15 protein-coding genes are annotated in these 13,815 nt (G+C 59.7%); 12 read left to right on the top strand and 3 right to left on the bottom strand.

The window, feature by feature from the left end; all coding sequences use genetic code 11:
- The 8 genes from QZ177_RS07765 to QZ177_RS07730 all read left to right on the top strand — a co-directional run bounded on the left by QZ177_RS07765 (nt 1) and on the right by QZ177_RS07730 (nt 6,103).
- The gene (locus tag QZ177_RS07765) at nt 1-702 is read left to right on the top strand and encodes an ABC transporter ATP-binding protein (protein WP_006193832.1); all 702 of its coding nucleotides are present in this window, start codon (nt 1-3) and stop codon (nt 700-702) included.
- Nucleotides 699-1,202 (top strand): FMN-binding protein, encoded by a 504-nt coding sequence (locus tag QZ177_RS07760; protein WP_294176553.1) that lies wholly within the window; start codon nt 699-701, stop codon nt 1,200-1,202. The genes QZ177_RS07765 and QZ177_RS07760 overlap by 4 nt, the downstream gene beginning before the upstream one ends.
- Before the next feature lie 98 nt (nt 1,203-1,300).
- The gene (locus QZ177_RS07755) at nt 1,301-2,302 is read left to right on the top strand and encodes an FAD:protein FMN transferase (RefSeq protein ID WP_294176551.1); all 1,002 of its coding nucleotides are present in this window, start codon (nt 1,301-1,303) and stop codon (nt 2,300-2,302) included.
- Nucleotides 2,299-2,718: a NusG domain II-containing protein gene (locus tag QZ177_RS07750; RefSeq protein WP_265070866.1), complete on the top strand. Its 420-nt coding sequence runs from the start codon at nt 2,299-2,301 to the stop codon at nt 2,716-2,718. Before QZ177_RS07755 ends, QZ177_RS07750 begins: the two co-directional genes overlap by 4 nt.
- The gene (locus tag QZ177_RS07745; protein WP_294176548.1) at nt 2,715-3,329 is read left to right on the top strand and encodes a Gx transporter family protein; all 615 of its coding nucleotides are present in this window, start codon (nt 2,715-2,717) and stop codon (nt 3,327-3,329) included. Before QZ177_RS07750 ends, QZ177_RS07745 begins: the two co-directional genes overlap by 4 nt.
- 64 nt (nt 3,330-3,393) lie before the next feature.
- On the top strand, nt 3,394-4,047 hold the full coding sequence (locus tag QZ177_RS07740; RefSeq protein ID WP_009646951.1) for a cupin domain-containing protein: 654 nt from the start codon (nt 3,394-3,396) through the stop codon (nt 4,045-4,047).
- 199 nt (nt 4,048-4,246) lie between these two features.
- Nucleotides 4,247-5,545, top strand: a complete 1,299-nt coding sequence (gene eno, locus QZ177_RS07735) for a phosphopyruvate hydratase (RefSeq protein WP_009646950.1) — start codon at nt 4,247-4,249, stop codon at nt 5,543-5,545.
- Between the two features lie 186 nt (nt 5,546-5,731).
- Nucleotides 5,732-6,103, top strand: coding sequence for a heavy-metal-associated domain-containing protein (locus QZ177_RS07730; RefSeq protein WP_037370615.1), 372 nt, complete (start codon nt 5,732-5,734; stop codon nt 6,101-6,103).
- Between the two features lie 56 nt (nt 6,104-6,159).
- Here the strand turns inward: QZ177_RS07730 and QZ177_RS07725 are convergent, their stop codons facing one another.
- Nucleotides 6,160-7,338 (bottom strand): HD-GYP domain-containing protein, encoded by a 1,179-nt coding sequence (locus tag QZ177_RS07725; protein WP_009646983.1) that lies wholly within the window; start codon nt 7,336-7,338, stop codon nt 6,160-6,162.
- 51 nt (nt 7,339-7,389) lie between these two features.
- Nucleotides 7,390-8,556: an HD-GYP domain-containing protein gene (locus QZ177_RS07720; RefSeq protein ID WP_265070869.1), complete on the bottom strand. Its 1,167-nt coding sequence runs from the start codon at nt 8,554-8,556 to the stop codon at nt 7,390-7,392.
- Nucleotides 8,557-8,794: 238 nt separating this feature from the next.
- Between QZ177_RS07720 and QZ177_RS07715 the strand changes: the two genes are divergently transcribed.
- The gene (locus QZ177_RS07715; RefSeq protein WP_294176547.1) at nt 8,795-9,493 is read left to right on the top strand and encodes a hypothetical protein; all 699 of its coding nucleotides are present in this window, start codon (nt 8,795-8,797) and stop codon (nt 9,491-9,493) included.
- 50 nt (nt 9,494-9,543) lie between these two features.
- On the opposite strand, the gene QZ177_RS07710 is transcribed toward QZ177_RS07715, so the two are convergent.
- Complete coding sequence (locus QZ177_RS07710) at nt 9,544-9,894, bottom strand: hypothetical protein (protein ID WP_265070871.1); 351 nt, start codon at nt 9,892-9,894, stop codon at nt 9,544-9,546.
- A gap of 518 nt (nt 9,895-10,412) precedes the next feature.
- Between QZ177_RS07710 and QZ177_RS07705 the strand changes: the two genes are divergently transcribed.
- Genes QZ177_RS07705 through QZ177_RS07695 form a run of 3 tightly spaced genes read left to right on the top strand, consistent with a single transcriptional unit; the run spans nt 10,413 to nt 13,814 of the window.
- On the top strand, nt 10,413-12,257 hold the full coding sequence (locus QZ177_RS07705; RefSeq protein ID WP_294176546.1) for a hypothetical protein: 1,845 nt from the start codon (nt 10,413-10,415) through the stop codon (nt 12,255-12,257).
- Entirely contained in the window at nt 12,205-13,071 is an 867-nt protein-coding gene (locus QZ177_RS07700) for a hypothetical protein (RefSeq protein ID WP_294176545.1), read from the top strand. Before QZ177_RS07705 ends, QZ177_RS07700 begins: the two co-directional genes overlap by 53 nt.
- A complete protein-coding gene (locus QZ177_RS07695; protein WP_294176544.1) occupies nt 13,062-13,814 on the top strand; it encodes a DUF6339 family protein in 753 nt (250 codons plus the stop codon). The genes QZ177_RS07700 and QZ177_RS07695 overlap by 10 nt, the downstream gene beginning before the upstream one ends.
- Nucleotide 13,815 lies beyond the last annotated feature (1 nt).

Raw genomic sequence — 13,815 nt, 5'->3', positions numbered from 1 at the left:
ATGAGTCTATTGGAATTGAAAGACGTGACGATGGCCTACGGCGGCAAGGTCAAGGCGCTCGACAACGTCAACCTCAAGGTGGAAAAGGGCGATTGGCTCGCCGTCATGGGGCCTTCCGGCTCGGGCAAGACGACGCTCATGAATATCATCGGCTGCATGGATCACGCGACGAGCGGCACGGTGCTTCTGGACGGCATCGACATCACGAAAGTCTCCGACCACGAGCTGACGCTCCTGCGCCGCGACAAGATCGGCATCGTCTTCCAGCAGTTTCACATGATCCCGTACTTGACGGCGATCGAGAACATCATGGCGGCGCAGTACTATCACAGCATCCCCGACAAGAAGGAAGCGCTCGAAGCGCTCGACCGCGTAGGGCTTGCTGACCGCGCCGACCATCTGCCGAGCCAGCTTTCGGGCGGCGAGCAGCAGCGCGTCTGCATTGCGCGCGCTCTCATCAACTACCCCGTGCTCATCCTCGCGGACGAGCCGACGGGCAACCTCGACGAGGTCAATCAGAATCTCGTCATGAAGATCTTCCGCGAACTGCACGCGGAAGGTCATACGATCCTCACGGTCACGCACTCCGCCGAGGTTGGCGCGGCAGCGGAGCGCTGCGTCATCATCGAGCATGGGCGCATGGTGGAAAAGAGCGCCGAGGAGCAGGCGGCGGCAAAGCTGAAGGAAGGGGCGAAACAATGAATTTGGGCAGGAATTCTCTGACGCTGGTCTTGGGCGTCGCCTTCGCGACGGCTCTCTTCGCGGGCTGCGGTGACGATGCGGCGAAGGACGAGCCGAAAGACGGCGGGGCGCAGGGCGTCGCCGTCAAGAAGATTGCCGACATCGACCTCTCGCAGGCGAAGGACGGCACGTACAACGGCGAGAGCAGCGAGAACTCTGAGTACGGTCACGGTAAGATCGCCATCACGATCAAGGATCATAAGATCGTGAGCGCGACGTACTTTGGCATCGACAAGGACGGCACGATGAAGGGCGAGGACTACGGCAAGAAGAACGGCCAGGTCAGCGATGCGCAGAACTACAAGAAGGCGCAGAATGCCGTCAAGGCGAATGCGACTTACGGCGCACAGCTCGTCGAGCGTCAGCAGCCGGGCAAGGTCGATGCCATCTCGGGTGCGACGATCTCCTACGAGCAGTTCATCGAGGCCTCGACGAAGGCGCTCGATGAAGCGAAGAAGTAGCTATGATTCGCTTGCAGAATTTAGTAGCTCAAGGCGCAGGGCATCTTGCCCTGTGCCTTTTGCTCGTTTTTTTTGCCGCTTCTCTTTCGGCGGGATGCTTGCCCGCGCAGATGAAGAGCGCGGCTTCCGACGACGCTTCCCGCACCGCAGAGGAAGCGAGTGAGGAGTTCTTCGCGATGGATACGAAGATGACGGTCAAGGTCTATGGCGAAGGCGCACCCGAGGCGGCGCGGGAGGCGAAGGAGCGGCTTCAAGGGCTCGATGCGCTTTGGAGCGCGACGAGCGAGGGAAGCGACGTCGCGCGCTTGAACAGCGGCGCGGGCGAGGCCGTCGCGCTCGCGCCCGAGACGATGCGGCTTCTGCGCCTCTCCGAGGCGGTGCGCGAGGAGACGAAGGGCGCACTCGACGTGACGCTTCTGCCGCTCCTCAAGCTCTGGGGATTTTCGGGCGGCGTGCATCGCGTGCCGACGGCAGAGGAAATCGAGGCGGCGCGTGCCTTGACGGGAGCGGGAAAGCTCAAGCTCGACGAGGCGGCGGGTACGGCGCGGCTCGAAAAGGGCAGCAGCGTCGAACTCGGCGCGGTGGCGAAGGGCTATGCGGGCGAGCTTGTCGCGGCGGAGCTCAAGTCGCGCGGCGTGCGCTCGGCGCTCCTCGATCTCGGCGGCAACATCGAGGCGGTCGGCATGCGCGAGGACGGCACACCGTGGCGCGTGGGGCTTCGGAATCCTTTCGGTGGAGCACTTCTCGGCACGGTCGAGGTCGCGGATGCCGCCGTCGTGACCTCGGCGATCGACCAGCGCTTCTTCACGGATGAGGCAGGAAACCGCTATTGGCACATCCTTGATCCAGCTACGGGCGCACCTGCGGCGAGCGGCCTTGCTTCTGCCACTGTCATCGCGAAATCGGGCGGCAGGGCGGACGCGCTTTCGACGGCGCTCTTCGTCATGGGCGCAGAACGCGCCGCCGCTTTCTGGCGCGAGCGGCAGGATTTTGAGATGGTGCTCGTCGGCATGGATGGTCATGTGTGGATCACAGAGGGGCTTCTTGACCGCTTCTCGGCGGGCGAGGGGCTGACGGGAGAAGCGGAGGTCATTCGATGAACGGGGAAAAGAAGGCGCGGCTCTTCGCTCTTTTCGCCGTGCTCCTGCTCGGTGCGGCGGGCGCGTGGCTCTTCGCAGCCGCTTCTCGCGGCGAAGACGCATCGGAGTCGGGCGCGGTCGAGGTCGTGCAGGACGGTGCGGTGATCTATCGCTTCACGCAGGAGGAACTGCAAGAAGAGCGCCATATTCGCGTGCCCTATGGCGAGCACGAGAACGTCATCGCGACGGGCGGCGGCACGATCCGCATCGAGAGCGCCGACTGTCCCGATCAGATCTGCGTGCATACAGGCGAATTGAAGGGGGACGGCGCACCGATCATCTGTCTGCCGCATCGCTTGGAGATTCGCTGGGCGAAATCGGGCAGCGCGGGCAAGGCAGCGGGCGAGGCCGATGTGCCCGACGCGGTGGCGAGGTGAGGGGCGCGCGGCAGGAGCGCGGCGCTCGGCAGGGTGCGTCCGAGGCGCGGGCGCGTATATGCGCAGAGGGAGCGCAGGAAGCGGGTCTGGCGCAGCAGGGGGCGGCGCGGCTGACGCTTCTTTCCATCTGCCTCGCACTCTCGTTGATGCTCTTCTTCGTCGAGCTTCGCCTGCCGCTTGTCGCAGCGGTGCCGGGCTTCAAGCTCGGTTTCGCGAACATCGTGACCGTCGCCGCGCTCCGTCTCTTTCGCGCGAGGGAAGCGCTCTTGCTGCTTGTCCTGCGCATCGTGCTCGGATCGGTCTTCGCGGGCAGCCTGCCCGCGCTGTCGTTCAGCCTTGCGGGCGGGCTTCTGGCGCTCTCGGTCGGCGTCCTCTTGCTGCGGGCAGTCCCGCGCGTGCCGCTCGCGCTGCTCGGCGTCGCGGGCGCACTCTCGCACAACGTGGGTCAGCTCCTTGCCGCCGCTTTCTGGCTCGGCACGCTCGACGTCTTTTACTATGCGCCCATGCTCTTTGCTCTGGCCGTTTTCACGGGATCTGCCACGGGTTTCCTCGCGCAAGAGATCTTGCGGAGGCTGCTTTTGAGAAATAAGAAAATTTCTCAAAATCTGTAACAAATGTTCCCGCTGTGAAGATTTCCCTGTGCTATACTAGGAAAAAAGAGAGGAGATGACAGCCATGAAAGGTCAGGCAGGCAGGGTATTTCGCCCCGCCGAGGAAATGGCGCCCATCCCGGGCTGCACGGTGTCGGAAGCCATCAGCGCGGCAGGCGGCAACAACGTCGTCTGGTTCTCGCTCGCAGAGGCGACAGACATCAGCGCGGAGAGCTACGAGCGTCGCCGCCTCTGGTACGTCGCTTCGGGCGCGATGGAAGCGGTCGAGGAAAGCGGGAATACGCCGCTCGCCGCAGGAGATTTCTTCGTCGTGCCCGTCGGTACGCCCGTGGGCGTAAAGACGGAGCGCGGTGCCGTTTATCTTGAGATCAGTTTGCAGGAGGGAAAAACCATGAACAAGGCAATCGAGGATAAGAAGGTATTTCAGCTGGCGGAGCTTCTGCCGTGCCAGGAGGGTAAGATCGTCAACATGGATCTCGTGCAGAGCCCGAACCTCAAGTTCGTGCTCATGAGCTTCGGCGCGGGCACGGGGCTTGACGAGCACGCGGCGCCGGGCGAGGCTCTCGTCTTCGCGCTCGAAGGCGAGGCCGTCATCGGTTACGAGGGCAAGGAATACACGGTTCACGCGGGTGAGAACTTCAAGTTTGCGAAGAACGGCAGACATTATGTGCGTGCCGTGAAGAATTTCAAGATGGCGTTGATGCTGGAGCTTGCTTAAGCTGATATGAATACAGGCCGTTCATGCCTGTACGGCTTCGGCAAGTGGAAAAAGCGTGCGGGCAGGACGAAGCCCGTGCGCTTTTTTTCATGAAAGCGGCGACAAATGCGAATTGCTTTCAGCAAAAGGCTTGACATCTGCCGCTTTCGTGATAAGCTAAGAGTATAGTGTTTCATTAGATTTACAAGGAGTGGATACGATGAGGAACAGCAAGATCAAATGCATCCATGCACGCGAAATCGTTGACTCGCGCAGCAATCCGACGGTGGAAGTCGATGTCGTTCTGGAGGACGGCAGCTTCGGCCGTGCGGCGTCGCCGTCGGGCGCATCGACGGGCCAGTTTGAAGCGCTTGAACTGCGTGACGGTGACAAGGCTCGCTACCTCGGCAAGGGCGTCCTGAAGGCGGTCGAGAACGTCAACACGACGCTCGCCAAGGCGGTCGTCGGCGTCGACGCTGCGGATACGGCTCTCGTCGACCGCACGATGCTCGAAGCGGACGGCACGGAAGACAAGTCGAAGCTCGGCGCGAACGCCATCCTCGCCGTTTCCATGGCGGCGGCGAAGGCGGCCGCTGCGAGCGAGGAAACGCCGCTCTATCGCTTCTTGGGCGGCAGCCAGGGCGGCCTTTTGCCCGTGCCGATGATGAACATCCTGAACGGCGGCGCCCATGCGGCGAACAGCATCGACGTGCAGGAATTCATGATCATGCCGGTCGGCGCTCCCGATTTCCGCACGTGCATCCAGTGGTCGTCGGAAGTCTTCCATGCACTGCAGAGCCTCTTGAAGGCGGACGGCCATGCGACGGGCGTCGGCGACGAGGGCGGCTTCGCACCGAACCTCAAGTCGGACGACGAGGCGATCGACTACATCATGCGTGCCATTGAGAAGGCAGGCCACAAGCCCGGCAAGGATTTCGTGCTCGCGATGGACGCGGCCGCTAGCGAATGGAAGGGATCGAAGAAGGGCGAGTACAAGCAGCCCAAGTCCGGTCAGGTCTTCACGACGGCAGAGCTCGTCGAGCATTGGAAGAAGCTCGTCGATAAGTATCCGATCATCTCTCTCGAGGATCCGCTTGATGAAGAGGATTGGGAGGGCTGGCAGCTCATCACGAAGGAGCTTGGCGACCGCCTGCAGATCGTCGGCGACGATCTCTTTGTGACGAATACGAAGCGCCTCAAGAAGGGCATCGACATGAAGGCCGCGAACGCCATTCTCATCAAGGTCAATCAGATCGGCACGCTGAGCGAGACGCTCGCCGCCGTTGCCATGGCGCACAACGCGGGCTTCAAGGCCGTCGTATCGCATCGCTCGGGCGAGACGGAAGATACGACGATCGCCGACCTCGTCGTCGCGCTGAACGCCGGGCAGATCAAGACGGGCGCACCGAACCGCAGCGAGCGCGTCGCGAAGTACAACCAGCTTCTGCGCATCGAGGAAGAGCTGGGCAAGAACGCCGTCTTCGCGGGCAAGAATGCCTTCAACGTGCCTCTGCCGTGAATTTGAACGGAAAGTTTCAGTGATTCTCAAGATTTACAGCCTCCCCGACGGGGAGGCTGTTTTCGTCTCAAAGCATATTGCCAACACTAAGAATCACTATTGACAAGTCGATAAAGCGCGGGTAAAATAGAGCGATAGCATGGTATATAAGGGCAATGCCCTTTGGTAAGGAAAGAAGGAGAAATCATGGCAACGTATATTTTGGGAGCGGTTCTCTTGGCGGCGCTTTTCTTCGCTGTGCGCGGCATGGTGCGCCACTTCGGCGGCGGCGGTGCGTGCTGCGGCGGGGGTGGCAGCATCGAGGGCGGCCCGAAGAAGAAGCTCTATCACGACGTCATCGGCGAGAAGGTGCTGCATATCGAGGGCATGCACTGTGACAACTGCAAGAACGCCGTCGAGCGTATGCTCAACGGCATCGACGGCGCGGTCGCCGAGGTCGATCTCGGAAAGAACATCGCTGTCCTCAAGATGGAGCGCATGATCTCCGACGAGGAGCTTCATGCAGTTCTCGACAAGACGGAGTACAAGCTTGCCCGCGCAGAATTGCGCGAGGCATAAGAGCATACAAAAAGACCCTGCCGGGCGGCAGGGTCTTTTTGTATGCCTTTATCAACTCAGATTTCATGCTTCCCCATGCGCGGATAGTCCTTCATCGCGCGAAGATCGTCGTCAAGGAATACGGCGGGGTCGATGCCTGTATGACGGATGAAGTTCAAGAGTTCCACGTCGTCCATGACGTAATGTATGGCATCGCGGCGGCAGTGGGCGAGGTTTACGCCGAAGGGTTTTGGGAGAAGCTTACCGTTCTTGTCTGCAAAGACGATGACGATGGGGGCGAGCGTGTGGCCGAAGACGACCTTCTTGACGATGGCGTAGCCGAGCTGTGTTTTCATGACTGTACCAACGGGGTAAATGGCGACATTGTCGAAGAAGAGGCGCAGGCGATCCATGTCAAAGTGACCGGGGGAGTTCTTCATCATCATCTGATAGACGACGTTCGGCTTGTATGCCCTCTTGTAAGGACGCACGCTCGTCAGCGCGTCGTAGACGTCGGCGATGGCGGTGATGCGGCTGTACGGATGGATGGACTTGCCGCGCACATGGTAGGGATAGCCTGAGCCGTCAAGGTGCTCGTGGTGCTGGACTGCAATGATGGCGAGGATCGAGGCGAGCGGCGACTTCAATTCCTTGAGGAGTCTGCGCCCTTCACTTGGATGCCGACGGATGATCTTGAATTCGTCCGCCGTCAGGGCGCCAGACTTGTTGAGGATGGATGTGGGCACGGCGAGCTTGCCGATGTCGTGTAGGAGTCCTCCGAGCGTGATGACCTGCAGCTTGCTCTTGGAGTAGCCGCAGAGATTGCCGAGCATCGTCGCGAGGACGGCGACGTTGACTGAATGGGAAAACGTGTAGGAGTCGTGCAGACGAATGTCTGTGATTTGCACGAGATTCTTCTTTTTCGACATGATGTCGCATACGAGGAGATCGGCACATCGCTCCATGAGGCTCATGTTGAACTGGCCATACTTTTCCGCCTGGCGGAAGGTCTCCGCGACGTTTTCGACGGCCTGCACGCGCGTGTGCTCCTTGATGATGTCAGGGGGCGGTTGCAGCTGAAAATTAGAAGAAAGCGATGTGACGTGAAGTTCGGGCACGCTGAGCTGACGAAGCCGATAGATGTAGCGATCAGTCAGCGGCGTGCCACGTACGAGAAAGGCGGCACCCTTCTCATTGAAGATGCTTTGCGCCGTCACCATGCCGGTTTTGAGCTGATTCGATTTCAAGCGTATCATGGAGAAAACACCCCGGTTTCAGTGGCGGAACACCTTGAAATGCGCCGTAGTTCATTCAGTATTTTCTTGTGACGCGTCTTCTTTCTCTGTGTTTTCTTGGAGGAAGATGGCCGGATCGACGTTGATGTTGTGGATGAAATGGTACAGCTCGCTGTCGGAAATCACACCATCAAGCATCCCTTTTGGCGCTTCTTTCAGATCGAGGTCGCTGGGGGCATTGAGAAGTTTGCCCTCACGGTTGGCAAAGACGCAGACGACGGGCGTCAGCGTATAGCCGAATTCGACCTTCTTCACGATGGCGTAGCCATCCTGTGTCTTGAGGATCGTGCCGACGGGGTAAATCGCGACGTTGTCGAAGAAAAGCTTCAAGAGATCGAGATCGAAATGCCCGGGCGAACATGTAGCCATGAGGCGATGTGCGACGGATGGCGTATAGGCTCTCTTGTACGGGCGCACGCTCGTCAGGGCGTCGTAGACGTCGGCGATGGCGACGATGCGTCCGTAGCGGTGGATCTGCTCGCCTTTCAGATGGTTGGGATAGCCCGAGCCGTCGATGTGCTCGTGGTGCTGCAGGGCGATGGTGGAGAGCAGCGTGTCGTTGGGAAACATCTTCTTCAGACGCTGCCTGCCGGCTTCCGGATGTCCCTGCATCACGCTCCACTCGTCGTCTGTGAGATGGCCGGCCTTCGTGAGAATCTCATAGGGTACGGTGATCTTGCCGATGTCATGCAGGAGACCGCCGAGCGTGAGCTTTAGTTGCTCCTCCCTGGAAAGCTTCAGAAGCACGCCGAGGAGAGACGAGAGGATGGCCACGTTGACCGAATGGGCGAAGGTATAAGTGTCGTGCAGGCGGATGTCCGTGAGCTGCACGAGGTTCTTCTGCTGTGCGATGATGTCCTGCAGGATGTTCTCCGAAATGCCCTGCAGCGGCGCCGGGTCGAAGGTGCCGTTCTCCTCGACGCTATGGAAAGCCGTCGCCACGTTTTGTATGGCGGAGATGCGCGTTTTTTCCTGCACGATATCATCGGGCGGCGCGAGCTTGAGCTTGGGATCCAGGGAGGTGACGGTCACGCCGTCAAATCCCGCTTTCTCCAGACGCTCGATGTATGTCGGACTGAGTTCCATGCCCTTCGTCAGGTAGCTGGCGCCGAGCGGATTGTATATGCTCTGCGCCGTGATCATGCCGTTTTTTAGTTTTTTTATAGGTATATGAATCATTTTACCCGCCTATCATCTTACTTGATGCAGTGTTTCGAGCATCGTTTTATATTCGACGAATAATTTTGAGTTTTTTATCCTAAAATATAAAGGAGAAATATCCACTCATCTTCATGATACTATATTTTGCTCCAAAAGGGAAGAATCTCGTCCGCGAATACTGAATAAAGTGCAATAGTTTTTGCCGTGTGATTGGTGTTCGTGTGCTATAATGAAAGGACGAAACGTGTGGGGAGGGATGATTGTGATCGTACGCCAACGCTGGGGGACTGTCGTGCTTCTTGCCGTTTTTCTGCATATGTTCGCGTTTGGCATCGCGGGGCTTCTTTTGCCGCATGAGGAGTCGTTTTGGGACACGGCGCAGGAAATCACCTGGCTCGATGTGCCGGACTCGGATGAGGCTGCCGCGAAAGTTTCGCCTTCTGCGGAGGAGAAGCTACTGGCGGAGGAGAAGCCGCGGGTGGAGAATGAGACGTTGGCGACGGAAGAGGAGAGCGTTCCCGAGTCTTGGAAGCCGCCTTCACAAGAAGCGCTGAAGTCGCCGAGTGAGGCAAAGAAAAGACCAGTCGAGGGTCAAAAAGCGAAGCCGCCGAAGAAGCGCGACTATCCTGCGATGCGTAAGCCGAACAAGCCCGCCGTGCTGCGTGAGGAGACGAAGCGCGGCCTGACCGAGAAGGAGACTGCGTACCGAGGGCATGTGCAGTTCTTTGCGGACATCTCGCCGGAAGGCCGCGTGACGGGCGTCCAAGCGTGGCAGTTCGAGCCGGAAATCACCGACGAGAGGGAGCGCCGACTTCTCGAAGAGCGTCTGGAAAAGAGGATCAAGGAGAGCTGGCGCTATGCGCCGAGCCTCACGCCCGAGGGCGTGCCGACGACGCAGACGAAAGCCGAGGAGCTTGACATTCCTGAAAAAGAAAAGCCCAAGGACGACCGTTAGGGACGGCTCTTGGGCTTTTCTCGTTTGGCCGTATGGGAATCGCGGACGAATCAGTGGCAGACGAAGGTCTCGATCGCGCCGAAGCGGATGTAGCGGCTCGCTTCGGCGGGGTCGTTCTCAAGAATTGCCGTGCGCACGCTCGTCAGATCGTCTTCGGCGATTTCGATGCGCGAGGCATCCTGCTCCTCCTTGACCTTCTGCCAAAGAGCCTTGCGCGAGGCCTGTGTGTCGCGGTAGATCTCGTGGTTGTAGAAGATATTCATCGAGTCGTGGGATTTTTCGGCGTCGCAGTTGAAGAAGATGTAGGCGACGTTCGAAGCCCTGCGCGTGCGCGAGGGGGTACTGCTTTTCTTTGGGACGGCGGTCTTTCTTGCGCCGCTCGATTTTGCTGCTGTTGGCATGGAAAAGACTCCTTTCGTTTTGTGCGGCACGTTGTGAGAAGATATGCCGCATCTGAGAAATGATGAAATGTATGAAGCCGTGCGGTCTGCCGCACGAGCCTCATTATAGCACAATTCCCGCACAGGTGCAAAAAAGTTGCGGGAAAATACCAGAAATTGAGAATACTGGAAAAGGAAAGAAAGCGAAAGAAAACAGGCAGCGAGCCTAGGCTCGCTGCCTGTTCTTTTCTTGTTGGCCTTGCAGCCTGAACCCCTGGCGGGATTCGATTATATTGCCACCAGGAGGAACCATACGCGATGATTCCTTCTGGTGGTTAGTAAGGTACGGCACTAAAGGCGGGATGACGCTTAGTCCACCTGCCGCACCTTTATTATAGCATATTGGCTCGTATATGCAAGAGGGCGCAGGTAAATTTTTGCAATATTTAGCTTTTGTTAATTTTTGGCTGCACCTCACGCATTGTCACTGGGCGGTCTCTTTGCTATACTAGGAAACGTACAGGAATGAGGTGGAAAAATTGTTTCCTTTCATGGACAGGAAGAAGGGCAGCTGGCGTGCGCCGGTGAACGACAGCGGCGAGCTTGTCGGCTACAACGACCTCGCGCGCGTTTCTTTCGGCATACGCACGGTGCACTACCTCGTGCGCGAGACGATCCAGAACTCGCTCGACGCGCGAAGAGATGACGCTGAGGGCGCCGTCCTCGTTTCCTTTCAATCGTTTGACATCCCGCGCGAGAGGTTTCCGGGGCGCGAGGATTTTCAGAATATCCTGGAGCGCTGCTTCCTCAGCAATCGGGACGACAAGAAGTGCCGCGAGGCGTTCGAGCGTGCGGCGGATGTCCTCAAGGCGGAGCGCATCGCTGTCCTTCGCATCAGCGATTTTCGCACGCGCGGGCTTGAAGGGGCGCTTGCAGGCGAGAAGGGTTCGCTTTGGAGCGGACTCGTCAAGGAGCAGGGTTTTTCCGTGCAGAAGGAGGAGAACGCGGGCGGCAGCTTCGGCATCGGCAAGGCGGTCGTCTATAGCTGCTCGGAGCTTCGCACGGCGTTCTTCGCCTCGTTGGACAAAGACGGCGTGGAATCGTATACGGGCGTCGCGAAGCTCGTCTCTTACAGGGACGAGAAGGATCGCTGGACGACGGGCACGGTCTATTACAGCGACGAGAACAAGAAGGCGCTCTTGGACATCTTCACGCTCGATCCCGCTTTTCGGCGGCGCACGAGCGGCACGGACATCTTCATCATGGGACTCGTGCCCATCGAGGGCTTGGAGCAGGAGATGATCCGCGCCGTTCTCGACAATTTCCTTCTCGCGATATGGCTGGGCAACCTGGAGGTGGAGATCGGCGATCACCGCATCACGAAGACGAGCCTCGGCCTTTACGCGGATTCACTTCCCGTTGAAAAGACGGCTGGCAGTCCGCATCACAAGGAATACTATGAGGAGAACCGCATGATCCAGCGCTACGCGCGCATGCTTCTAGGCGAGGATGAGGCGACGCAGAGGATCGAGCTTCGTGCCGCAGAATACGGTGCGAAGTACGGCTTTCCCGACGGCGCGGCAACGCTCTTTTTGACGCGCGGCGAGGGGCTGAACCGACGCATCCTCATGTCGCGTCACATCGGCATGAAGCTCTTCGATCAGAAGGGGTTTCCGAGCGGCATCGACTTTACGGGCATCTTCCTCATCAAGGAGAATGCGATGGGACAGGCGTTCCGCCGCATCGAGGTGCCGTCGCACGACGCGTGGGAGCCGGGCGTCGTGCAGGACGCGGCAGAGGAGAAGCAGGCGAAGGAGATGTATCTGGGGCTCAAGCGCTACCTGAAGGAAAAGGTACGCGAGCGGCTGATGGCGGAGGAGGAGCGCGGCGTCGACGCCTTCGGCGCGGGCGATTTCCTGCCTGACTTGGAAGACGCGGCCGTGCGTCGCGCCCTTGCTGCACGAAAGGGCGGGCGCAAAGAGGAGCTTCAAAGCGGTGTCGAGAAGATCCGCAAGAAGAAGGCGGCGGCATCGCGCCTCTCGCCGCTTCACATGCGCTCTTTTTGCGTCGAGCGCGAGAAGGGACGCTATCGCCTGAGCCTCATCGCGCCGCGAAAGGTCGAGCGCGTGCGCCTGGAGCTTTTTCTCGCAGGCGAGCAGACGGATGTTCCCGTCAAGCTGCTTGCGGCCTCGCTTTCGGGCAGAGCCAGGGCGAAATTGGTGAAGTTCGAGAAGAACGTCATCGAGCTGCAGAGTGTCGCGAAGGGCGCGAAACTCTTTGTCGACTATACGATGGATTATCGTGACTACTGCCTGATGGAGGTGAAGTACGTTGAAGATCCGGGGGCATCTGGCGCCGTATCCGCTGCTGGCGAAGACGAATGACAGCTACCGCAAGTCGTCGTTCGACGGTATCGCCGAGCTGAAGGCGTCGGGAGGAGAACTGCGCCTTGAGTTTCGCGCCGTGCTTCGCTGTACTTCGCTCAGGAACCTCGTGCGTGCAGGGCTTGCTGGCTATGCGCTGCACGTCGAGTCGCCCGTCACGTCGTATCGCCGCCTCTTCGAGTTCAACGATGCGCCGTTTCATTTGACGCTGGCGGCGGACGAGGTGCGCGTCTCTCTGCAGGTCACGCCGTTCGTCGTCGCGAAGGCGGCGATCGAGGGATACGCGAGCGATGATTTTCATGAAGCCTACGAAGGGCAGGTCTTTTCCTTCGCACGCGGACATATCCTCGCCGTCGATCAGACGACGGAATTCCTGCTGCAGGCGCATGACGAACGCGAGACGCTTCCTTCCATCGTGCGCGTCGAGCCTTTGGGACGCGAGGCGGGCGAGGCGGCGCTTCGCGTCGACTGCGGCTCGGATTACATCGTCACCCGCCTGCCGCAAGGCATGTACGACGCTTATCGCCGCTACGCGAAGGGAGTCTACAGCGCGACGTTCCTCTCGTGCGTCGTCCAGCCGGCTCTCACTGCGGCGCTCGAAAAGCTGCAGAGCGGCCTGCGTGCGGGGGAAGAGCCGAGGACGCGCTGGCAGAGGGTGCTCGTGCACCTCTTGGAAGAAGAGAAGCTTGATGTCGCGGCGAAGGACGCAGAGCCTCTCGCCGTCGCCCAGCGCCTCCTGCGCGATCCGCTGAACCGCGCCGTGCAGGAGTTGGAGGATCTGGCGCAGCGCGAGGAGGTGGGCGCATGGAACTGAGCTTCATGACGCAGGCGGGCATCGACGATATGAAGACGCATGTCGAAGAATATGCCGCGATGTATCAGAGCGCGGACAATGCGGCGATGCTCGCGCATCTTTCGGCGCACGGCTATCTCGAAAAGACGGAGCTTGCCGCACTTTCGCCCGTCGAGCTTCTGACAGAGGGCGACTTTGCCTCGACGGACGTGGAGAACGTGCGGCGCATTTACGGCGCATGGCGCACGCTCGCGCCCTATACGGCGGCGGATGAGCGCTTCTGGGCGGGGCTTTCGCACACGCTCTTCTGGCGCTACATCCATTACCGCAAGGAAAAGGATTTCGGCGAGGGAAAGGCCGCCGTGCTTCGAAGCGATTTCTTCTTCGCGCAGGGGCGACGTCGCTCGCTCTTCGTGAATCCGATCGCCCGCCTGTGGTGGGCGGGGCACATGGTCTTCGATGAGCGCCGCCGCGATCCGTTCGAGCTTCTGCCCGTGCTCGCGCAAGAAGCGTTCGCCTCGCAGCTCGTGCTCCTCGCTTCAAGCAGCCTCATGAGCCGCAGGGAGACGCGCTTCGCCGTGCTCGCGCTCTTGGAGCGCTTCGAGCGCAGTGGGAGGAAGGTCAAGCGCGAGCATCTGCAGGCGCTCCTCGGCAGCCTCAACGAGATTTCCTCGCTGACGCTCGTCGACATGCTCGCGCAGGAGGAGATCGAGAAACGGTTGGAAGGAGCGCTTTTCCCGCGATACGAGAATCGGAGGGATTGAT

This window comes from uncultured Selenomonas sp. (assembly GCA_905372355.1).
GTDB lineage: Bacteria > Bacillota > Negativicutes > Selenomonadales > Selenomonadaceae > Selenomonas.
This window is presented reverse-complemented; position numbering and strand designations above follow the sequence as displayed.